This is a genomic window from Rhizobium sp. X9, from assembly GCF_018873185.1.
GTDB lineage: Bacteria > Pseudomonadota > Alphaproteobacteria > Rhizobiales > Rhizobiaceae > Agrobacterium > Agrobacterium oryzihabitans.
The window spans coordinates 2,093,134-2,113,299 of the sequence record NZ_CP071312.1; the positions used below are offsets into that span (position 1 = coordinate 2,093,134).

General features: G+C 60.1%; 19 protein-coding genes. 6 read left to right on the forward strand and 13 right to left on the reverse strand.

The window, feature by feature from the left end:
* Nucleotides 1-28: 28 nt before the first annotated feature.
* Nucleotides 29-859 carry a MurR/RpiR family transcriptional regulator gene (locus tag JZY08_RS24460; RefSeq protein WP_051032462.1) on the reverse strand — a complete coding sequence of 277 codons (831 nt, stop codon included), beginning with the start codon at nt 857-859 and terminating at the stop codon, nt 29-31.
* 295 nt (nt 860-1,154) lie between these two features.
* On the opposite strand from JZY08_RS24460, the gene JZY08_RS24465 reads away from it, so the two are divergent.
* The gene (locus tag JZY08_RS24465; RefSeq protein WP_216333513.1) at nt 1,155-1,892 is read left to right on the forward strand and encodes a sulfate transporter family protein; all 738 of its coding nucleotides are present in this window, start codon (nt 1,155-1,157) and stop codon (nt 1,890-1,892) included.
* Here JZY08_RS24465 and nth read toward each other — a convergent pair.
* A complete protein-coding gene (nth, locus tag JZY08_RS24470) occupies nt 1,854-2,636 on the reverse strand; it encodes an endonuclease III (RefSeq protein WP_216332023.1) in 783 nt (260 codons plus the stop codon). The two genes, JZY08_RS24465 and nth, sit on opposite strands and share 39 nt — an antisense overlap.
* Before the next feature lie 37 nt (nt 2,637-2,673).
* Between nth and JZY08_RS24475 the strand changes: the two genes are divergently transcribed.
* Together JZY08_RS24475 and JZY08_RS24480 are read left to right on the forward strand one after the other, a co-directional pair.
* Entirely contained in the window at nt 2,674-3,156 is a 483-nt protein-coding gene (locus tag JZY08_RS24475) for a DUF2244 domain-containing protein (RefSeq protein WP_216332025.1), read from the forward strand.
* A gap of 265 nt (nt 3,157-3,421) precedes the next feature.
* A complete protein-coding gene (locus JZY08_RS24480) occupies nt 3,422-4,294 on the forward strand; it encodes a bifunctional helix-turn-helix domain-containing protein/methylated-DNA--[protein]-cysteine S-methyltransferase (RefSeq protein ID WP_216332026.1) in 873 nt (290 codons plus the stop codon).
* A gap of 152 nt (nt 4,295-4,446) precedes the next feature.
* Here JZY08_RS24480 and JZY08_RS24485 read toward each other — a convergent pair whose 3' ends face one another.
* Nucleotides 4,447-5,433: a sugar-binding transcriptional regulator gene (locus tag JZY08_RS24485; protein ID WP_253204106.1), complete on the reverse strand. Its 987-nt coding sequence runs from the start codon at nt 5,431-5,433 to the stop codon at nt 4,447-4,449.
* Between the two features lie 207 nt (nt 5,434-5,640).
* Between JZY08_RS24485 and tal the strand changes: the two genes are divergently transcribed.
* Nucleotides 5,641-6,606, forward strand: a complete 966-nt coding sequence (gene tal / locus JZY08_RS24490; RefSeq protein ID WP_003499079.1) for a transaldolase — start codon at nt 5,641-5,643, stop codon at nt 6,604-6,606.
* Between the two features lie 316 nt (nt 6,607-6,922).
* Here tal and JZY08_RS24495 read toward each other — a convergent pair whose 3' ends face one another.
* On the reverse strand, nt 6,923-7,696 hold the full coding sequence (locus JZY08_RS24495) for an IclR family transcriptional regulator (RefSeq protein ID WP_082184893.1): 774 nt from the start codon (nt 7,694-7,696) through the stop codon (nt 6,923-6,925).
* Between the two features lie 204 nt (nt 7,697-7,900).
* On the opposite strand from JZY08_RS24495, the gene JZY08_RS24500 reads away from it, so the two are divergent.
* Nucleotides 7,901-8,632: an SDR family oxidoreductase gene (locus tag JZY08_RS24500; RefSeq protein ID WP_003499083.1), complete on the forward strand. Its 732-nt coding sequence runs from the start codon at nt 7,901-7,903 to the stop codon at nt 8,630-8,632.
* Between the two features lie 57 nt (nt 8,633-8,689).
* On the opposite strand, the gene JZY08_RS24505 is transcribed toward JZY08_RS24500, so the two are convergent.
* From JZY08_RS24505 to JZY08_RS24525, 5 genes are all read right to left on the reverse strand, one after another.
* Nucleotides 8,690-8,863, reverse strand: a complete 174-nt coding sequence (locus JZY08_RS24505; protein ID WP_003499086.1) for a DUF1328 domain-containing protein — start codon at nt 8,861-8,863, stop codon at nt 8,690-8,692.
* Nucleotides 8,864-8,972: 109 nt separating this feature from the next.
* Entirely contained in the window at nt 8,973-9,827 is an 855-nt protein-coding gene (locus JZY08_RS24510; protein ID WP_003499088.1) for a metal ABC transporter permease, read from the reverse strand.
* Nucleotides 9,824-10,684, reverse strand: a complete 861-nt coding sequence (locus JZY08_RS24515; RefSeq protein ID WP_003499091.1) for a metal ABC transporter permease — start codon at nt 10,682-10,684, stop codon at nt 9,824-9,826. Before JZY08_RS24515 ends, JZY08_RS24510 begins: the two co-directional genes overlap by 4 nt.
* Complete coding sequence (locus tag JZY08_RS24520) at nt 10,665-11,573, reverse strand: manganese/iron ABC transporter ATP-binding protein (protein ID WP_216332027.1); 909 nt, start codon at nt 11,571-11,573, stop codon at nt 10,665-10,667. The genes JZY08_RS24515 and JZY08_RS24520 overlap by 20 nt, the downstream gene beginning before the upstream one ends.
* On the reverse strand, nt 11,570-12,460 hold the full coding sequence (locus tag JZY08_RS24525) for a metal ABC transporter substrate-binding protein (protein WP_216332028.1): 891 nt from the start codon (nt 12,458-12,460) through the stop codon (nt 11,570-11,572). Before JZY08_RS24525 ends, JZY08_RS24520 begins: the two co-directional genes overlap by 4 nt.
* A 316-nt stretch (nt 12,461-12,776) precedes the next feature.
* Between JZY08_RS24525 and JZY08_RS24530 the strand changes: the two genes are divergently transcribed.
* Nucleotides 12,777-13,679, forward strand: coding sequence for a hypothetical protein (locus JZY08_RS24530; RefSeq protein WP_216333514.1), 903 nt, complete (start codon nt 12,777-12,779; stop codon nt 13,677-13,679).
* A gap of 230 nt (nt 13,680-13,909) precedes the next feature.
* Here the strand turns inward: JZY08_RS24530 and lysS are convergent, their stop codons facing one another.
* The 4 genes from lysS to JZY08_RS24550 all read right to left on the reverse strand — a co-directional run bounded on the left by lysS (nt 13,910) and on the right by JZY08_RS24550 (nt 20,163).
* On the reverse strand, nt 13,910-15,409 hold the full coding sequence (lysS, locus tag JZY08_RS24535; RefSeq protein ID WP_216332029.1) for a lysine--tRNA ligase: 1,500 nt from the start codon (nt 15,407-15,409) through the stop codon (nt 13,910-13,912).
* A gap of 205 nt (nt 15,410-15,614) precedes the next feature.
* Nucleotides 15,615-17,072 carry a glutamate--tRNA ligase gene (gene gltX, locus JZY08_RS24540; protein ID WP_216332030.1) on the reverse strand — a complete coding sequence of 486 codons (1,458 nt, stop codon included), beginning with the start codon at nt 17,070-17,072 and terminating at the stop codon, nt 15,615-15,617.
* A gap of 226 nt (nt 17,073-17,298) precedes the next feature.
* Nucleotides 17,299-19,071 carry an SLC13 family permease gene (locus JZY08_RS24545; protein ID WP_137039628.1) on the reverse strand — a complete coding sequence of 591 codons (1,773 nt, stop codon included), beginning with the start codon at nt 19,069-19,071 and terminating at the stop codon, nt 17,299-17,301.
* Between the two features lie 330 nt (nt 19,072-19,401).
* Entirely contained in the window at nt 19,402-20,163 is a 762-nt protein-coding gene (locus JZY08_RS24550; protein WP_216332031.1) for a TerC family protein, read from the reverse strand.
* Nucleotides 20,164-20,166: the final 3 nt, after the last annotated feature.

The window sequence follows — 20,166 nt, forward strand, 5'->3', positions numbered from 1 at the left end:
CTCGATCCATATGCCCGTAGGACGCAGATCAGATGCCCAGCGAGCGCTTCAGGCCGGTGAGGTTTTTCATGCGTGCCCTGCGCGTCTCGTCCGCGCCGGCAATCAGGCTGCAGAGCGTGAATTCCATCAGTGCGACGAGTTGCAGCAGGCCCTGGCCGCCATTCTGGGCGTGCGGCATGGCAAGACAGATATCGGCACTTTCAGGTCCCCACTCATAGAAACGGGTGGTGATCAAAAGGGTTCTGTAGCCGCTCTTGCGCGCCGTGGATGAGAGGTTCTGCAGCGGCGACAGGCTGCCGCCGCAGTCCATGAGGATGAGAAGGGCTTTTGCCGGCTCAAAATCCCATAACGTCACATAAGCGGCGCTGTCGCTGCCGAGATAATGGACCTGCTTGCGGTATTCCAGCAATCGCCCGTGAAAGTGGCGTCCTGTCCCCATGCCTTCGGGAGATGTGGCCAGAAAAACGTCGGGCGTCGAGGCAATCTCGTTCATCGCCAGACGCCAGATCGGCTGTGAGGTCATGTCGAAAGCGGTCTGAATGGCCTGTATCTGCTGCGACAGAAGCTGCGAAAACGGATTGGACTGTTCGCTGCTTCCAGACGATGCGGGCTGTTCCTCACCAACCACTTCCTCCGCATGGCGCAGATCGGCACGGATATCGCTGAATTGCCGGTATCCGAGCGAACGCAGGAAGCGGCCGACCGTCATCGGGCTGAGGCCGAGCTTTGCAGCCAGTGTCTGCGCCGTTTCGAATGGCAGCTCGTCCAGATGCTCGATCAGATATTTGGCGATCTTGCGCTCGGAGGGTGTGCCAGCCTTCATGGCACGCGTGAGGTTCAACAGCAGCTTTTCCACCAACGCCTCATTCTTATGATTATTGAACGATGATGCATGCGCGCGCGCAAAACAGCGTGCGAACCGCGTTTTGACGGTGGGGGAAGCTTTTCCGGCCATGTCCTCCACCGGACCGGAATGCGAATTATAATAGATGTTTTATTATATTTTAGAGATATCTTTTATTCAAGGGAAATTCCATCTGCGGTTTAATTCCAAGCGGTTGGCGTCTTGCCGTGCTTCTTGTAGAGCCGGCGGCAAGCTCTTATCTCTCGCTCAGTCAGAAAGTTTCAACGCGGAAGCGTCAAGGGAGTTCCGAATGATATTCGATGCGGCAAGGCTGGCGTTTCAAAATCTCTTCGCCGCCGAGACCCGGTCTGTTTTCTGGAAGGTTCTGGGGCTGACGCTTCTGGTGCTGGCGGCGCTGTGGTTCGCCATCCGCTCTATCTTCATCTATTTCGCCCTGCCGTGGGTGGATACGCTGATCCCCGGCGTGCCAGATTGGGCGGGATGGCTGACGTTCGTTTTCGCCATTTTCGCCGGCATAGGACTGGCGCTGGCATTGGCGCTGCTGATTTCGCCGGTCACCGCCGTCATTGCCGGCCTGTTTCTCGACGATGTCGCCGAAGTGGTGGAAAAAAAGACCTATCCCGATGATCCGCCAGGCCAGGCGATGCCGATCGGCGAAGCGGTGCTTTCCTCGATCAAGTTCTTCGGCGTCGTTATTGCCGGCAACCTCATTGCGCTTTTGCTGCTGCTGGTGCCGGGTGTGAACCTCATCGCGTTTTTTCTGGTCAACGGCTATCTGCTGGGACGGGAGTTCTTCGAATTTGCGGCGATGCGTTTCCGCTCGCCGGCAGAAGCGAGGCTGTTCCGCTCAAAACATCGCACCACCGTGTTTATGGCCGGGCTGGTGATCGCCGCATTTCTTGCCGTCCCGTTCCTGAACCTTCTGACACCGCTTTTCGCCGCCTCGATGATGGTGCATCTGCACAAGGCCGTCAGCCGGCGTGATCCTTCATTGGCCGCTGGCCGCACCGAACAGCTGCGCGGGTAATTCCACTAGCGGCGCCGGAATATCGAAGGTCTTTTCCGGCGACTTGCAGATATCGGCAATCACGCAGCGTTCGCATTCCGGCTTGCGCGCCTTGCAGCAATAACGCCCGTGCAGGATCAGCCAGTGATGGGCATGGAACAGATATTCTTCGGGAATGATGCGGACGAGCCGGTCTTCCACCTCGTCCGGGGTTTTCCCCGGCGCAAGACAGAGCCGGTTGGCGATGCGGAACACATGCGTATCCACGGCAAGCGTGGGCACGCCGAAGGCCATGGACATCACCACATTGGCCGTCTTGCGGCCGACGCCCGGCAGGGTGACCAGCTCCTCGCGGGTCCTCGGCACCTCGCCGCCGAAATTGTCGATCAGCATCTGCGACAGGGCAATGACGTTTTTCGCCTTGTTGCGGTAAAGCCCGATGGTCTTGATGTGGCCGATCAGCTGTTCTTCGCCGAGCGCCAGCATTTTTTCCGGCGTGTCGGCCACCTTGAACAGCGCCCGCGTCGCCCGGTTCACGCCCACATCGGTCGCCTGCGCGGAAAGCGCCACGGCCACCAGCAGGGTGAAGGGATTGGTATGTTCCAGCTCGCCTTTCGGCTCCGGCCGCTGGATGGAGAAACGTCGGAATATTTCGGTCAGCTCGTCCTTGGAATAGGCCGTCTTCACCCGAACCGGTTTGCGGGCGGATGTCGCATTTGACTTTTTCAAGGTTTGGGTGCTGGATCGTTTTTTGGCGACTGTCATGACCTATCTATAGCCAGCCCGCCTTGAGGAAATCAACGTGGATACGCTCAACGACCAGCCGATTTTCGCGGCGGAACTCGTTCCGCACCGTTCGCTTGGCAGAAGAGGTTTCCGGCTGCTTCTTGCCTTGTCCGGGCTCGCCTGCCTCCTTTATGGCGGTTTTTTCCTCGCCAGCGGCGCATGGCCCGTCGGCCTGTTTTTCGGGCTGGATTTTCTGCTGCTTTATGTCGCCTTCCGCGCCAATTACCGGGCCGCAAAGGCGCGCGAGGAGGTCAGCGTCTCGCGCACCAGCCTGTCGATCCGCAAGTTCTCGCCGGCAGGGCGCATGGTGGAGCACCGTTTCAATCCCTTCTGGGCGCGCTTCAGGGTTCAGCGGCACGACGAAATCGGCATTGTCTCCATGCATGTCACGGGCGAAGGCAAGGCGACCGATGTCGGCTCGTTTCTCAATCCGGATGACCGGGAAAGTTTCGCCAAGGCGTTTGGCGGTGCGCTGGCGACTGCCAGGCGGCGGATGTGAGGGGATCAGGAAGTGTCGACGCGCTCTGCCGCCCTCATCCCTGTGCTCGTCACAGGGATCCAGCCAGCTCAAGTCCTTAAGATGAAAGGACTCTTTCCGCCACGCGGACGCGCGTCGGCTGGATTCCTGTGACGAGCACAGGAATGAGGGGGTGGGGATATTCCGGCAGATAAAACATTTAGGTTGCGTATTGTGATGCAACGCAAGAAACGGGTGGAGACCGACGCGCTTTGGTGGTTTTCTGTGAAGCGTTAGGAGAAATGCGATGAACGCCAATATCATGCTGAATGAAGACATCACCCCCATCGGATCGGATTACGATACGGTGCGCGGGGTTATCGAGCTTTTGACGCTGGATTATCGCGAGCAGCCCTCCCTTGAAGCCATCGCCGCAGAGCTCGGCCAGTCGCCGACGCAATTGCAGAAGACCTTCACCCGCTGGGCCGGTCTTTCGCCCAAGGCTTTCCTGCAGGCCGTGACGCTCGATCATGCCAAGAGGTTGTTGCGCGAAGAGGACTTGCCGCTACTGGAAACCTCGATCGAGGTCGGCATGTCGGGGCCGGGCCGCCTGCACGATCTGTTCGTCACCCATGAGGCCATGTCGCCGGGCGAGTGGAAGGCCAAAGGCGGCGGGCTGACGATCCGTTACGGTTTCCACACCTCGCCCTTCGGGCTTGCGCTGGTCATGGTGACAGATCGCGGCCTTGCCGGCTGCGCCTTTGCCGATCCCGGTGAGGAACGGGCCTGTTTCGAGGACATGGCCGGCCGTTGGCCGAATGCGGGCTATGTAGAGGATCGCGAAGCGACGGCACCCTATGCCGCGCGCATTTTCGATCCGTCCATGTGGTCGGCGGACAGGCCGCTGCGCGTCGTGCTACTCGGCACGGATTTTCAGGTGCGGGTCTGGGAAAGCCTATTGAAAATCCCGATGGGCCGCGCCGTCACCTATTCGCATATCGCATGCGATATCGGTCAGCCCACGGCTTCCCGCGCAGTCGGTGCGGCCGTCGGCGCCAACCCCGTTTCCTTCGTCGTTCCCTGCCACCGCGCAGTCGGTAAAAGCGGGGCGCTGACCGGCTATCACTGGGGCCTGACCCGCAAGCGGGCGATGCTCGGCTGGGAAACGGGGAAGGTGTGAGGCTGGTCTCCCTCATCCCTGTGCTTGTCACAGGGATCCAGCCAGCCCAAGTCCTTGGGCCGAAAAGACTCTTCCCGTCGCGCCGACGCGCGCCGGCTGGATTCCTGTGACAAGCACAGGAATGAGGAAGAGACTGAATCGCCTGACGAGGCCTAAACCAGCTCCATCAACGCCCTTGCCGCCGCCTCGTCTGTAATCAGCGTATTACATCCGATACGTTTGATGGTGGCGCGGATGGCGACGGCGCGGTGGGCGCCGCCGGAGGCAAGGACGATATGCTTGGCCTTGCGCAGCGTGTCGAGATCGATCGCCATGGCGCGCTGATTGATCGGGTGATCGACGGAACGGCCTTCCGCGTCGATGAAGTTGAACATCGTGTCGCAGACACAGCCAGCGTCTATGAGTTCCTGAAGCGTCGCCTTCGAAATGAAGCCTTCCGACAGCGATGTCGAATGCGGGCCGATATCGCCGCAGGAGACAATGGCGAGATCAAGCGTTTCGGCCAGATCGTAAAGCGTCGCAAGTCCGCATTTTTCGATCAGCGCCCGTTTGGTCTCGACGGAATCCACCAGTAGCGGCGCGAGGAACATGTAACATTCCGCGCCGAGCGCGCTCGCCAGCCGCCAGGTGTAATCGAGCGGGTTGGTCTGGTGCACGGCGACGATGCCGCCGAGCAGTGAGACGACCTTGCAGTTTTCCCGGCGCGGCGGACGAAAGCTCGATAGCGATGCGGTCATGGTGCGGCCCCAGCCGACGCCGATGGTGGCGCCATTCGGTACCGCTTCAGAGAGAAATTGCCCGAGCGCCAGGCCCACGGCCTTGGCGGTGCCTTCAGCACTTGCCTTGCCGGGGGATGAGCCGGGGGAGGGAATGATCACCGCCTCATCCAGCCCATAAGCCGCCTCCAGCCGGCCGGCGAGCTCGACGAAATCCTCGATGCCTTCATTGATCCAGATCTGCACCTCGGAGCGCTTCATCGCCTCGTCGAGAAGACGGATGACGGTGGAGCGGCTGATACCGAGTTTCTCGGCGACATCTTTCTGCGTCATGCCCTGATTATAATAGAGCCACGCGGCGCGCAGCCTCAGCGAAGCCGCTTCCGAATAGGCCGTATGGGTTTCTCTTCTCAGTTTCGCCACGGTTTCCGCCATTCTTTATGGACGGCCGAGTATCGCAGGCGTGAAACTTATGTCAATTGCGATGCGCAAATGTCTTGACTTTTGGCCCTGTCGCTTGCGATAGTCGGAGCCGGACAGAACCGCGATTTCGGCCTTGGGCGCACCCATGGTGCGGGAACGAAAAGACGGCTTGGCAAGTTTTGAAGAGATCATGAAGGATCATTCGGTATGACGTCTAAACTCGAACAACTTCGCGCCATCACAACGGTCGTTGCCGATACCGGCGATATCGAGGCGGTTGCGCGCCTGAAGCCGGTGGATTGCACCACCAACCCCACCATCGTTCTGAAAGCTCTCGGCACGCCCGCTTTTGCGGATGCGGTGAAGGAAGCCGTCGCCTGGGGCAAGAAGCAGGGCGGCCAGTCCGACGCCGTCGTCGCTGCCGTTGCCGATCGTCTCGCCATTTCCGTGGGTGCGGCTCTCGCCGGCCTCGTTCCGGGCCGTGTGTCGACCGAAGTCGATGCGGACCTTTCCTTCGATACGCAGGCCTCCATCACCAAGGCGCGCCACATCATCGCCGCCTACAAGGAGCGCGGCATCGAGCGTGAACGCATCCTCATCAAGCTCGCTTCCACCTGGGAAGGCATCAAGGCTGCCGAGGTTCTCCAGTCCGAGGGCATCGACTGCAACCTGACGCTCCTGTTCTCGCAGGCACAGGCCATCGCCTGCGCCGAAGCCAAGGTCTTCCTCATCTCGCCTTTCGTCGGCCGTATCCTCGACTGGTACAAGAAGTCGACCGGCGAGACCTACACCGCCGAAACCGATCCGGGCGTTGTGTCGGTGCGCAGCATCTACAATTACTACAAGGCCAATGGCATCAGCACCGTCGTCATGGGCGCATCTTTCCGCAATGTCGGCGAGATCGAGGCGCTTGCCGGTTGCGATCGCCTGACGATCAGCCCGGCTCTCCTGGAAGAGCTGGACAAGGACACCGGTACGCTCGAGCGCAAGCTTTCGCCCGACAACGCCAAGCCGGAGGCGCTGCAGTCGCTTGACGAAAAGGCGTTCCGCTGGGCGATGAACGAAGACGCGATGGCAACCGAGAAGCTTTCGGAAGGCATCCGCCTGTTCGCAAAGGATCTGGTGACGCTGCGCGAAATGGTCCGCAAGGAACTGACGCTGGCTGCTGCCTAATAAAAAAGGGGAACATTGTGTTCCCCTTGGATAATTCGGGTGTTTGGCGAAAGCGTAGCATCCCCACCGCGTCACCCCGGACTTGATCCGGGGTCCAGTGCGATCAAGTCATTGATCGCAAAAGACTCATTCCTCACGGCGCAGACGCGCCGTGGCTGGATTCCGGCTCAAGGCCGGAATGACGGAGGAGAGTTGCTCGGACTTTGTTATCAACCGCGACGGGAACCATCAACGCTCTCACCGCGTTTACACCACATAAATCTCCAGTCACTCAAAACGCGATCGGGCCCCTGCCGGTCGCGTTTTTTTGTGTGTTTCAGTCGCTTCCGTTTCCCGTCGCCACTTCGGAAATGCGCTTTGCCGCATCGCGGATCAGCGCCTCGCAGGCCTCGCGCGTGGGCGCCTTGCCGCCAAGCGGGGTGATGTAGGGGCAGGTGATGACGGCAAGTGCTGTGCCGTCGAGCGTCAGCACCGGGGCGGAAATATTGCGCACGCCAGCGGTCTGAAGGCTGTCCATGGATTCGAAACCCTGTCGGCGCACCTCCGCCAGCCGCTCGGCAAGGCCTTCAGGCACTGTTTCGCCACCGCCCCGCACCTGCTCGGTGATCATGATCTCGCGTTGGGCGTCTGTCTGGAAGGCCAGAAGCACGTGGCCGGAACCGGTGTGGAACAGGCTCATCTGCGCCCCCACCCGCAGGGACATGGCCCAGTAGGTGGAGGATTCCTGCTGGGCGATAACGACCACGCTGCCGCGGTCATAGACCGCCAGGTGGCAGGCCTGCGCGGCGCTTGCGGAAAAATCGCGCATCACCGGTGCGGCAAAAGAAACGAGGCGGCGGATCGGTGCGTGGAAATGCGCCAGCCCGAACATCTTCAGCGTCAGCGAAAACCGGTCGCCCTCCAGCCGCTGCACGTAACCGCGGCGCACCAGCCGGTCCAGCATGCGGTAAAGTTCGTTCGGGCTTTTGCCGATCGCCTTGGCGATCTCGATCTGCGTCAGCCCGCCATCGGTGCGGGCCAGAAGCTCGAGAATATCAAGCCCCTTGTCGAGGGCAGGAGCGCGGTATCTTTCGCTGTCGTCGTCGGTCATCTGGCCTCGATGGTGTTTTGCATGGTTGCCGGGCGGATATGGCAACCTAAAAATATGGTTGCCCGATGCCCGCCATCCGCGCAAGTTTGCTTGACGCCATATGAATACCGCGTTTACATATGAATTGTCGATCCATATTTGAGATCATCGAAATTCAGCGGTCCGGTCCCCGATGGGCGGGCGCGCCATAGCGGGAGGCTATTCATGGTGCAGGATTTTAACGGCCGGACAGTGGTGATCACCGCCGCCGGCCAGGGTATCGGCCGGGCGACGGCGGAGCGGTTCATATCGCTCGGCGCGCGCGTGATTGCCACCGATATCAACGAACAGGCGCTTTCCACCCTGAAAGGTGCGGAAACGCGGGTTCTGAACGTGCTGGATGGCGACGGCGTCAAGGATTTCGCCGCCGATATCGGCCATGCGGATGTGCTGTTCAACTGCGCCGGTTTCGTTCATTCCGGCACCATTCTCGACTGCGAGGAAAAGGACTGGGATTTCTCCTTCGATCTCAATGCCAAGGCCATGTACCGCACCTGCCGCGCCTTCCTGCCCGGCATGCTGGAAAAGGGCAAGGGCGCGATCGTCAACATGTCCTCGGTTGCATCAAGTGTAAAAGGCGTGCCGAACCGCTTCGCCTATACCGCATCAAAGGCGGCCGTCGTGGGATTGACCAAGGCCATTGCTGCCGATTTCGTCACCAAGGGCATTCGCTGCAACGCCATCTGCCCCGGCACGGTGGACAGCCCGTCCCTGCATGACCGGCTGCGCGCCACCGGCAATTACGAACAGGCTCTGGCGGATTTCATCGCCCGCCAGCCGATGGGCCGCATCGCGACGCCGGAAGAAATCGCAGCTCTTGTGACGTATCTCGCTTCTGATGAGGCGGGCTTCACCACTGGCCAGATCCATGTGATCGATGGCGGTTGGACGGGCTGATTTTTTTAAGGGAAATGCGAGAGGCGACCGGCGTAAAAGCCGGTCGCCTTTTTTCATTCAGACGACCGCGCTTCCGGCCATCAGTGCAAGCACGAGGAAGACCAGGAAGATCACCACGGCGATGAAGAACAATATTCGGGCCACGCCCGCTGCCGCCGCCGAAATGCCGGTAAAGCCGAATACGCCCGCGATCAAAGAAATAACAAAGAAAATAAGAGCCCATTTCAGCATGGAGCTTCCCCTTTCGCTTAATTTTCAAGAGTCTGCCGTCTTGCAGCGGACTCTCGAAAATGACGCGCAAAAGGCGAAAATGTTCCATGCGCCCGCAAAAATCGTTGTTTTAAATCGCCGTTTCATGCGCCGCATTGATGCGATGGGCTTTCCAGGTGGTGCGGATGAAGGTGGCAACGAAGGCGAGGCTCATGAAGAGCACGATTGTGGGGGCAGGCGCGCTGTCGATCAGGAAGCTTAGCCATATGCCAGATAGGGATGAGATGACCGCCACCGCAATCGCCACGACGAGCATGGTGGAAAAGCGCCGCGTCAGCAGGAAAGCGATTGCGCCCGGCGCCACCAGCATGGCGACAGACAGGATGATGCCCACCGCCTTCAGCGCGCCGACGACAGCGAGCGACAGAACCATCAGCAGCCCGTAATGCAGCACACGCACCGGCAGGCCGATCGCCTTGGCATGCTGCGGATCGAAGGCGTTGACCAGCAGGTCCTTGCGCAGAAGCGTCAGGAACAGCGTTGCGCAAAGCGCAATCAGGCCAGTTTCCAGCATGTCTGACGGGGCAATGCCAAGCATGTCGCCGAAGAGGATGTGATCCAGATGTACGTCGCTCTGGACCTTCACATAAAGCACCAGCCCCAGCCCGAACATGCCCGAAAAGACGATGCCAAGCACCGTATCTTCCTTGATGCGGCTGTTTTCCTTGATGAAACCGGTGCCGAGCGCGCAGATCATTCCGGCGATGAAAGCGCCGATGGAAAGCGGAATTCCGGCAATATAGGCGATGACGACGCCCGGAAGAACGGCATGCGAAACCGCGTCGCCCATCAGCGACCAGCCTTTCAATACCAGAAGACACGACAGCATCGCCATCGGCACCGCGATCATCAGCGTGATCACGAAGGCATATTGCATGAATGGCAGTTGGAACGGCAGGATGGCGAGTTCGAGATATTCGCTCATGGCGTTTCTCCGAGCGCCTTGCGGGCTTTGGCTCTGGAAGCGAGAAGCCCGTGTTTCGGGGCAAAGACGAAAGCGGCAAGGAAGATCGCAGTTTGCAGCACGACGATGACGCCGCCGGTTGCGCCATCGAGGAAATAGCTGAGATAGGCGCCGACGAAGCTGGTGGCCGCACCGATCACGAGGCTCATCAGGATCAGCCGCTCGAAACGGTCGGTCAAGAGATAGGCGGTTGCACCCGGCGTCACCACCATGGCGACGACGAGGAAGGCGCCGACCGTCTGCAGGGCCGCGACAGTGGAGGCGGCGAGCAGGGTGAAGAAGATCACCTTCAGCACTTCCGGCTTCAGACCCACGGTGCGGGCGTGGTTTTCATCAAAGAACACCACCATGAAGTCGCGCCATTTCAGCGCCAGTACGAGGAGGCTGATGCCGCCGATCAGCGCGAGCTGGATCGTGTCTTCGGTGGTGATCGCCAGAATATTGCCAAGCACGATGGTCTGGATATTGATCGAGGTGGGCGAGAGCGAGACCATGAACAGTCCGAGCCCGAAGAACGAGGTGAAGATCAGCCCGATGATCGCGTCTTCCTTGAGCCTCGTCTTCTGGTTCAGGAATAGCATGGAGCCGGCCGCAAGCCCGCCGGAGAGGAATGCCCCAAGCGAAAACGGCAGGCCCAGCATATAGGCGCCCGCCACACCGGGGACGATGGCGTGCGAGAGCGCGTCGCCTATCAGCGACCAACCCTTCAACATCAGATAGGCCGACAGAAAACCGCAGACACCGCCGACAAGCGCGCTGACCCAGATGGCGTTCAGCATGTAGCCATAGGTAAAGGGCTCAAGAAGGCTGTTTATCATCGACTTTTTCCTTCGGAGCGTCAGGGTCGTGCCCGTTCTGGCCGTTCTTTCCGTAGATCACGAAGGGCCGCTCGTCATCGGTGATGACCTTCACGCGGCGCGGATCGGCGTCGTCATGCAGGTCGGCTCCGCCAAGGATGAAGTGGCGCAGGCTGCCGCCAAAGGCCTTTTGCAGGTTCTCCTCGTTGAAGGTATCCGCCGTCTTGCCGGAGGCCAGCACAGTTCCCTTGACGAAAACGGCGCGATCGCAGAATTCCGGCACGCTGCCGAGATTATGAGTGGAAACCAGCATGACGCGGCCCTCGTCGCGCAGCGCTTTCAAAAGGGCGACGATCTGTTCCTCCGTCGTCACATCGACGCCGGTGAAGGGTTCGTCCAGCAGAATGACCTGGCCCGCCTGCGCCAGCGCACGGGCGAGAAACACCCGCTTCTTCTGACCGCCTGAGAGTTCGCCGATCTGCCGCTTGCGATAGTCGAGCATGTTGACGCGTCTCAGCGCCTCCTCCACCATCTGTTGATCGCGTTTTGAAGGGATGCGCAGGAAGTTCATGTGGCCGTAGCGGCCCATCATCACCACATCCTCCACCAGCACCGGAAAGCTCCAGTCCACCTCTTCGGCCTGCGGCACATAGGCCACGAGGTTTTTGCGCAGAGCGTCCTTCACCGGCAGGTCGAAAATCGAGACGGAACCGGCGGCCAGCGGCACGAAACCCATGATCGCCTTGAAAATCGTGGACTTGCCGGCACCGTTGACGCCGACAAGTGCAGTGATCGTACCGCGTGGAATGGAAAAGCTGGCATTTCTTAATGCGGTGTGGCCGTTTCGATAGGTCACTGTCGCATTTTGAACCGTCAGGCCGCCTGCGGTTTTTTTACCGCCCATCCTCATGAGGACAGTCCTTTCGCAATCGTGCTGCTGGTTACCCGCAGCAGATCGAGATAGGTCGGCACCGGCCCGTCGGCCTCGCTCAGCGAATCCACGTAGAGTATGCCACCGTAAGCCGCACCCGTTTCCTTTGCCACCTGTTCGGCCGGATCGGCGGAAACCGTGCTTTCGCTGAAGATGACCTGTATATTATGTTCGCGCATGGCATCGATCACGCCGCGCACCTGCTGCGGCGTTCCCTGGCTGTCGGCGTTGACCGGCCACAGGAACAGTTCCTTCAGTCCGAAATCGCGGGCGAGATAGGAAAATGCGCCTTCACTGGTGACCAACCAGCGCTTGTCTTGTGGGAGAGCGGAAAGCTCGTCGCGGATGGGCTGGATGGTGGCTCTGATCTTGTCCGAATAGGCCTTGGCATTGGCGGCATAGACATCGGCATGGGCAGGGTCTATCTCGGCCAGGCCCTTACGGATATTTTCCACGTAGATCAAGGCGTTATCGGGTGACATCCAGGCGTGCGGATTGGGTTTTCCCTGGTAGGCGCCGCCGCTGATCGCCATCGGTTTCACGCCGTCGCTCACCGTCACGCTCGGCACGCCGGAGAGGTTGGCCAGGAACTTCTCAAACCACAATTCCAGATTGAGACCGTTGCGTAAAACCAGATCGGCCTTGCGGGCTTTGAGAATGTCGCGCGGTGTCGGCTGGTAGTTGTGAATTTCCGCGCCCGGCTTGGTGATGCTCTCCACCTCGGCCGCGTCGCCCGCCACATTGCGCGCCATGTCGGCGATGATGGTGAAGGTGGTAACCACCGTCGGTTTTTCCTGGGCAATGGCGGCGGCGGGCAGGAAAAGGGAGAAAGCGAAAACGGCATGCCGGATTTTAAGGAAATTCACGTCTGTCACCGAATGTTGTTGCGATTAATTCTCAATACCATCTGTTATAAAATCACACTTGTCAACGCTATTGCAAATCATTCGCAATTTAGTGGAATTCGCAAATGTCCGAAAATGGTGCGTTTTTGCCGGTGCCATGCCGCGCGGGTTAAACTTTTTTCAATGAGAAAGCGGCACTATCGCAAGGCTTGGGACAGCGTGGTCCTGGGCTTTATCCCGCGTGTGTTCCTCATCCTTCGAGCCACGTTTTGGGGTGAAGGCGATAGGCGGGGTACTGGATGTCAGGATGTTGCGGGTGAAGGCTGTATTCGGACGAATGCGGTTTTCGCGCAAACTCGTTATGATCGGAGGCGGGATCCTGCTTTTGGCGGGTGCGACCGGTTCTGCTGCCGTGTTCATCGGCAGCGAGCGGCTACTTGGCCCATCCTACGCCTCCGCCAACGGACTTTCGTGCGACGCAGTCCAGACAGTCAACATCCGCAAGAACGGCTCCCTTTGGGTGCGCAAATTCATCCGCACCGATGGCGGCGACGGCACGGATCGCCTGAAGACCGCGCTACGCGTCGCCAAAGCGGTTTACGACAAGCAGAAGCCGGATCTGGTGCAGGTTTCCGTGCTCGACAAAAACGGACCGCAATTGCGCTCGGAAATGCGCGGCCGCGCCATTGCGGCGCAGGTGGTCTTCATTCCCGACCCGGCAAAAATGCCCGAGGGCGCCGATGCCCAGCATTACTCAGCGTTTTATTATGATGGCGCCGCCAATGGCAGCGGCCAGTTTTACGGGCTTCGCATCGATCTGCCGCTGGAAGACAGCGAAGCGATGGCGGCAAGCCTGACGGATGCGACCGATTGCGCGACACCCGCTTCGGATGCCGCTGCCGAAGGCCACGATGGCAAGGCCGCAAAAGCGGCATCGGGCCACGGCGAAACCAAGGGCGAGGGCGCACATGACGCCGCGCCGGAGCCAACGAATGACGGCGGAGCCGCCCATGGCGAAACCCCTTCTCCGGAGGCTTCGTCTCCCGAAGCCCACGGCGAACCTGGCGCCGATGAGCTTCTCACCTCCACACCGGAAGCCGATGGCGGCAGCATCTTCAGCCTGACCTATCTGAAATCACTGATCTTCGGAAAAGGCTCGACGACTGCGCAGGCGGCGGAGGGGAAGCCAGCTGAAAGTGCACCGGCGAAAGAGCCGGTTGCGGGGAAGTCGGGGCATTAGGGTACGGCGGCGAAGATTTTTCGCACGAGCCTACCCATCATCTCTCATTCCTGTGCTTGTCACAGGAATCCAGCCGACGCGCGTCTGCGCGGCGAAAAAAGCCTTATCGGCCCAAAGACTTGGGCTGACTGGATTCCTGTGACAAGCACAGGAATGAGGGATAACGGATGGGCTGGCTGAGGGAGACTATCGGGAACTTCGTCACATGAAGCTCCCGTGTCGTTCTTTGCTTAATCCGCCTTATTGCGGCGGGCCGGGAAAAGGATGACGTCGCGGATCGACGGGGCGTTGGTCAGAAGCATGATCAGACGATCGACGCCGATGCCGAGACCACCGGCGGGCGGCATGCCCTGGTCGATGGCGTCGAGGAATTCCTCGTCCAGCTGCTTGTCCTTTTCGCCGCGGGCATGCGCCTGCTCCAGCTGCTCCACCATGCGGCGGCGCTGTTCTTCCGGATCGTTGAGTTCGGAGAAGGCGTTGCCAACTTCCCAGGCGTTGCAATAGCTTTCGAAACGCTCGACGAGGCGCGGTTCGCCCGGCACTTCCTTGGCGAAGGGGGAGATGTCCTTCGGGAAATGCGTGACGTGGCTCGGCTGGATCAGCGTGCCTTCCACCTTCTCTTCGAAGATGAAGGCAAGGCATTCGCCCCATGTCCAGTCCTTTTCGACGGCGAAGCCGGCAGCCTTGGCGGCAGCGCGGGCTTCTTCGTCGGTCTTGATGGCGAGGAAGTCGATACCGGTCGCTTCCTTCACGGCATCAGGCATAGGCACGCGCTTGAACGGGCCCTTGAAGGAGATCGTCTGGCCCTGGAATTCAACTTCGGTCGTGCCGTGCAGCGCAATCGCCAGCGTCTCGAACAGCCGCTCCACGAGAGCCATGATGTCCTCGTAGTCGGCATAGGCCCAGTAGCACTCCATCATGGTGAATTCTGGATTGTGCCTAGTGGAGACGCCTTCGTTGCGGAAGTTGCGGTTGATTTCGAAGACCTTGTCGGTGAGGCCCGAAACCAGCGTGCGCTTCAGGAACAGTTCCGGCGCGATGCGCAGATACATGTCCATCTTCAGCGTATTGTGGAAGGTCTTGAACGGATCGGCCGTCGCACCGCCATAGATGGTCTGCAGCATCGGCGTTTCCACTTCAAGGAAGCCTTCGGCCTCCATGAAACGGCGAATGCCGGAGAGAATCTTCGAACGCTGCAGGAAGCGCAGCTTGGATTCCTCGTTGGAGAGAATGTCGAGATGGCGCTTGCGGTAACGCAGCTCGATGTCGGAGACGCCGTGCCACTTTTCCGGCATCGGCAGCAGCGACTTCGTCAGCATGGTGATTTCTTCGGCGTTGATCGTCAGCTCGCCGCGCTTGGTGCGGCGCACCTTGCCGGTCACGCCAATGATGTCGCCGATATCGATCATCGGCAAAAGGTTGCGCGCCGCTTCCGGCGTCGTATCCTTGTGGGAGAAGATCTGCACCTTGCCCGAGGCATCATGGATATCCATGAACATGCCGGAATTGCGCGAGGAATAAACGCGACCGGCCACCGTCACCGTATCGCCGGTTTCGACGTCGGCTTCGATATCGGCATATTTTTCCGCGAGCTCCGCATTGCTCATGCTGCGGTGGAAATGCGCCGGATAGACATCGCCGATCTGCTCGCGCAGCAGCGCAAGTTTCTGGCGGCGCACTTCTGTCGCGTCGGAGGAGAGGGCGGTGGTTTCGGTTGTCTTGTCGTTCATCGTTCAATTCCTGTTGCGGCGTTGCCGCGGCGACCATCGCCTCCCGTATCCCTCATTCCTGTGCTTGTCACAGGAATCCAGTGCGCCCAAGTCCTTGGGCGCGGGAGACCTCAATTCATTCTTTCACGGCGCAGACGCGCCGTGGCTGGATTCCTGTGACAAGCACAGGAATGAGGGGTGGATTTAAAACCCGCCCCGGCAGGCATCAAACACCGCTGCCCACCATCGTGGCCACAACGGTAATCGCCATCTTCAGCCGCTGGCGCACCACGGAGCGGCCAAGCAGCGCCATCGAGTCAAACAGCGGCAGCGAGCGCGACGAGCCTGAGACGGCGACGAAGAGCGGCGGGGTTACGATGCGCAGCTTCTTGCCCGTGCGTTCGGCAACATCGCGCAGCTCGGCCTCGATCGCTTCCACATTCCAATCCGGCATCTTTTCCAGATCGGCGGCAACGGTGGTGAGGATTTCGTGGATTTCCTCCGGCTTGCTTTTGAGACCCGCAAAGGAAGCAGGCGTCAGGCCGACATCGCTCGAAAGCAGGAAACCGGCAAGGTTCGGCAATTCGCCGAGCTTGGAAATGCGGCTCTGGGCGAGTTTCAGGCCTTCGGTCAGGCGGGCATTTTCCATCGCCCATTCCAGCGTGCGGGCAATGAAGTCTTCCGGTGTGAGCTTTTCGCGCAGCCAGCGGCCGTTCAGCCAGTCCAGCTTCTGGATATCGAAGATGGCGCCGGCCTTGGAAAGCGCTTCGGGGTCGAACTTCGCCGCCAGCTCTTCCATGGTCAAAAGCTCTTCGCCTTCGGCGATCTGGATGAAGAACAGGCCGAGGAAGTTCATCAGCGCTTCCGGCAGGTAGCCGAGCGCGGAGTAATAGGAGATCGAGGTCGGGTTCTTGCGCTTGGAGAGCTTCGACTTGTCGGCGTTGCGCATCAGCGAAAGATGCATGAACGTGGGCTGCTCCCAGCCGAAATAACGGTAAAGCAGGATGTGCTTGGGCACGGAGGCCAGCCATTCCTCGCCGCGCGCCACATGGGTGATCTTCATCAGATGGTCGTCGATGACGTTTGCCATGTGGTAAGTCGGCATGCCGTCGGCCTTGATCAGCACCTGCATGTCGACCGAATCCCACGGGATCGAGACATCGCCATAAACGCCGTCATGGAAATCGCACGAACCTTCGGTCGGGATCTTCATGCGCACGACATTGGGCTCGCCGGCGGCAACGCGGGCGGTGACTTCTTCTGCCTTCAGGTTGAGGCAGTGACCGTCATATTTCGGCGGCTTGCCGGCGGCGCGCTGCGCCTCGCGCATCTGCTCAAGCCGCTCGGGCGTGCAGAAACAGCGAAAGGCATGGCCCTTTTCCAGCAGCTCTTCAGCATAGGGCCAGTACATCGGCTTGCGCTCGGACTGGCGATAGGGGCCGTAGGGGCCACCGACATCGGGGCCTTCCGACCAGGTGAGGCCGGTCCAGCGCAGCGCCTCCAGCACCTTCTGCTCATATTCGAGGGTCGAGCGGGTGGCGTCGGTATCCTCGATGCGCAGGATGAACTCGCCGCCATGTTTCTTGGCGAAGAGATAGTTGAACAGCGCGATATAGGCGGTGCCGACATGCGGCTCGCCGGTGGGGGAAGGTGCGATGCGGACGCGAACGCCGGAAGTGGTCATGAAATTCACTCGTCGTGACGGGGCAGTGAGATCAGGGCTTTTTCACCCTGACATCACGAAGTTTTCGTTTGAATGCGGTAGGAAATCATGCCGAAAGGCGCGTGTCACGCGCGCTTTTGCACATTCCCGTTCGGCATCGGCTTAGGCCATATTATGCCGCAGGCGTCAAGGAAATAAGGACGTTGGGCTGTCTTTGCCTCGGTGCACCGCCCGGACCAAACCACCCTCAATTCACCGGCCAGACGTAAAGCAGCATGGGAATGCTGGCGATGACGATCATGATCGACAGCGGCAGTCCGAGGCGTGGATAATCACCGAAACGATAACCGCCGGGGCCCATGACCAGCGTATTGCACTGGTGGCCGATGGGGGTGAGGAAATCGCAGCCCGCGCCGATCGCCACCGCCATCAGGAAGGCCTCCGGCCGGAACCCGAGCGTGGTGGCGAAACCGGCGGCGATGGGGGCCATGACCAGCACGGTGGCGGCATTGTTGAGAAAGGGCGTCACCGCCATGGCGGTAAGCAGGATCATGCCGAGCGCCGCAAAAGGCGGTAATCCCTGCGCGGCGTGGCCAAGCCAGGCGGCGATCAACTCGCTCGCCCCGCTGGTGCGCAGGCTGTCGCTGACGGGAATGAGGGCGGCGAGCATGACGAGGATCGGCCCGTCGATGGATTTATAGACCTCGGTCAGCGGGATCGCGCCGACGACGATCATCAGGAAGGCGGCGGCGAAAAAGGCCACCGAGACCGGCACGAGCCCGCTGCCGGCAGCAATCATGGCGGCGGCAAGCACGATGACGGGCAAAAGCGCGCGGCGCTGCACGCCAAGCAGGATTTCCCGCTGCGCCAGGGGCAACAGGGAAAATTCCTGCAGCACCTGCGGCAGGTTCTTGCGGCTTCCCTGCAAGAGAATGACGTCGCCCGCCTGCAATGTCAGGTCGGAGAGCCTCTGGCTGACCCGGTGCCCGCGCCGGCTGACCGCGATCAGATTGACGCCGCGTGTATAGGACAGCGCCAGTTCGCGCGCCGAAATTCCGTTGAGAACGGATTCGTTGCTGATCACGGCTTCCATTGAGATGAGGTCGGCGGTCTTCTGGCCGTTTTCGGTGAGCGGCTTGCCTGATAGCAGCAGCTTGGCCTGCGAGACGATGCGATCGAGGCCTTCCGGGTTGCCTTCGAGAAGAATGGTATCGCCGGGCTTCAGATTGACATCGGGGAAGGGGGAGATGCGCCGCGGCCCGCGCAGGATGGTGCTGGCAATCACATCGCCATCCGCCTGTTTCAAAAGCTCGCGCAGCGGTCTGTCGGCAAAGGTGCTGTCTGCGGGCAGCGTCGCTTCGGCGGTATAGGCCGACTGGTCGAGAATATCCTCCACCGACGCCTGCTGGCGGTTGCGCACCGGCAGCAGCCGGTAACCGAAGGTCAGGAAGACGATGCCGATCACTGTCAGCCCGAGGCCGACGGGGGTGAAATCGAACATCGAGAAGCTCTGCCCGGTCATTTCCTCACGCAGCCTGGAAACGACGATGTTGGGCGAGGTGCCGATCTGCGTCATCAACCCGCCCAGAAGAGCGGCAAAGGCCATGGGCATCAGATAATAGGAGACCGGGCTGCCGGATTTGCGGGCGAACTGGAAAGCGACCGGCATCATGATGGCAAGCGCACCGATATTCTTGATGAAGGCCGACATGATGGCGACGACGATCATCAGAAAGGCCAGCTGCAGGCCCTTGGAATGCATTTCGGGGAAATATTTCTTGATGGTCATGTCGACGATGCCGGAACGCGCCACGGCCGAACTGACCACCAGCGCACTGCCGACGATGATGACGATATCATCCGAAAAACCGGAGAAAGCCTTCTCGAAAGGCACAACCCCCACCGCGACGGCCACCAGCAAGGCGCTGCAGGCGACAACATCATAACGGAACCTGTCCCAGATGAACGCGACCATCATGCCGGCGATCACGGTGAAGGCGAGGATCTGGTCGGTTGTCATGCTGGCTTATGCTTTCGAAGGAGAGAAATGCGCCGTCGCCGGGTGTACGGCGAGGATGCATTGAAACGCAAGGTGCGGCTTTGAGGTTCCGGGCGGAAATAAAGATGCCGATTGGTGGAGGCGTGCTTCGCGCAAAAGGCTTTGGCGAACCACTTATCTGCTTAAAGCTCTCCGTCATCCTCGGTCTTGAGCCGAGGATCCGAACCCGTTGAAATGATGGATCCTCGGCTCAAGGCCGAGGATGACGTGGAGTATGAGGAATAGTCTTTCCTCAATCCGAGACCCGTCTGTAAACGGGCCTCGGAAAATCAGGGACACGTCACGGCAACATCAATGCACGTCGCCGGCGGCCTCCGCCTTCTTCCGACGCCGCGCGTTGCGGGCGAGCATGTTGAGCAGTTCCACCAGCGCCGAAAACGCCATGGCGGCATAGACGTAGCCCTTGGGAACATGGAGGCCCATGCCTTCGGCGATCAGCGTCGTGCCGATCATCATCAGGAAGGCGAGCGCCAGCATGACGATGGTGGGGTTGCGCTCGATGAAGTTGGCGAGCGGGGTTGCGGCCAGAAGCATGACCGCAACGGCGAAGACGACGGCGACGATCATGATCGGCAGATGCGGCGTCATGCCGACGGCGGTGATGATGCTGTCCACCGAGAAGACCAGGTCGAGCAGCAGGATCTGGCCGATGGCCGCGCCGAAATTCATCGCGACGGGACCGCCCACCATGTCTTCCTTGTGATCTTCAGGATCGACATTGTGGTGGATTTCCTTGGTGGCCTTCCACATCAGGAAGAGACCGCCGGCGATCAGGATCATGTCCTTCCAGGAGAAGGCATGGTCGAAGATTTCAAAGACCGGCGTGGTTAGCTGCACTATCCAGGCGACGGTGCCGAGAAGGCCGAGACGCATGACAAGCGCAAGGCCGATACCGATCTTGCGGGCTTTTTCGCGCTGTTCGGGCGGCAGCTTGTTGGTGAGGATCGAGATGAAGATCAGGTTGTCGATGCCGAGCACGACCTCCATGACGATAAGCGTGACGAGCGCCACCCACGCAGCGGGGTCGGACAGGAGAGGGAGAACGGACTCCATCAG